Origin of the sequence: Candidatus Alistipes pullistercoris (genome assembly GCF_027665465.1) — a bacterium.
Classification (GTDB): domain Bacteria; phylum Bacteroidota; class Bacteroidia; order Bacteroidales; family Rikenellaceae; genus Alistipes_A; species Alistipes_A hominis.
In genome coordinates this window covers 356-1873 of sequence record NZ_JAQDED010000021.1, presented here as the reverse complement: position 1 = coordinate 1873, position 1518 = coordinate 356, and the positions used below count along the sequence as shown (strand labels likewise).

Sequence of the window (1518 nt, the reverse complement as noted above, 5' to 3'; positions counted from 1 at the left end):
GTCACGAGGCGGTTGGCATGATCGATATTGATCCGTGTCGAAACGGTACTGTCCGCCGCTGCCAGTTGCACGGACATCCCGATCAGCGGGCTCGATGAGCCGGACTCGTCGTCTTTGCAGGAACTGAAAATGCCCGCCGCCAATACGACCAAACATAAGGCGCTGATTTGTAAATACTTTTTCATAGACAAGGTTTTAAGTTTAGTATTATTCATTGTTTCGATTTCAAAGCACGATCAAATTTAGGATTAATTTTTCAAATTACATAAATTATCCTCGACAAATTTAGCGCATTGTTGCAAAAAAACAATAAAAAACACAATTTTTCAACCTAAAAAAACCATCCATATCTTCAAAAAAACAGGTATGGATTACGAATCTTCGAACACCTCCTAACAGGAGGTACGCAGCGTGATTCTCCGGAAACGGACAATACGACAAGCTCCCGCAGCATCCGGCACGTCATTGGTTTCCACACCATCCCATATTGCAAAATAAATCAAACGAATCCCCGCAAGATCTTGCGGGGATTCGTTTGATTTATTAACTGGACCTTTGGTCCGACTATTCGTAACTCTTCTTACCGATTCGAGGATTACGGATAATCATCGGGCCGTTCGGCGTACCGATGTCGATAGGATCCCAACGGAAGGAACTACCCGCATCGCCCGCATCCGGATGATTCTTAAATATCGTAGCTACCTTATCCGTCAGATCGGCATGTACCGCAACCCAGATATCGGAAGCTTCCAAAGCCTGACCTATTTGCAAACTGTATCCACCTGCCGCTTTCCAGAAAAGTTCCTGACTGAAATTCGTTTCGCTCTTGTACTCGAAATAGAACTGGTTATCGTCCGCGGTCAGCGTCTGACTATGAGACAAAGCGCCGTAATAGGGGTCAGAGCTTGACGAAGCCACGAACCGGTAAGTCTGGTAAGCCTCATCCGTAGTCTCGTTCGAACACGTCAGGTTATTTCCCGATCCGTTATTGAACTTAAAGTAATAAGCATTGTCGGTGAGCATCTGTTCCTGGTAGTTCTTTTCGCGTACCTGGATATCCTTGATCTCGATCGTCACGCCCGACTTACTGCCCAGAGAAAGCGTCAACGGATAACCGGGTGCCATGTTCGCTCCCATATCGAAATAAACATTATACAAATCCACCGAATATTCTGTCCAATCGTCAGCCTGGTTTATCTCGTAACCGAGCATCTGCAATTTCTTGTTATTCACGTCCAGACTCAACTTCGGTCGGCCGATCGCCTCGGTTGTCTTATACGAGAACGAGACCACAGAACCGGCCGATACCGGGAACATCGACGTAGAGACGGTCGGAGCCGTACCCGTCGTATTCAGCGTATAGCTGCCGCCACCGTTGTCGGTAATTTCCACATCCGTCCCGCGTTTAACCGACAGATAGCTGTCCGAAGGATCGTTCCAGCAGATCATCTTGTAAGTGGCCGTACCCACCAGGTCGTTCTGAACCTTCACATAAGTCGTATCGGCCGACAGATCCAT

The 1518-nt window shown here is 47.4% G+C and carries 2 protein-coding genes; both read right to left on the bottom strand.

Annotation, left to right across the window (positions count from 1 at the left end):
- A partial coding sequence (locus PGR91_RS13495) for a hypothetical protein (protein WP_270399387.1) occupies nucleotides 1–185 on the bottom strand: 185 nt, incomplete at its 3' end.
- A gap of 379 nt (nucleotides 186–564) precedes the next feature.
- A partial coding sequence (locus PGR91_RS13490) for a hypothetical protein (RefSeq protein ID WP_270399386.1) occupies nucleotides 565–1518 on the bottom strand: 954 nt, incomplete at its 5' end.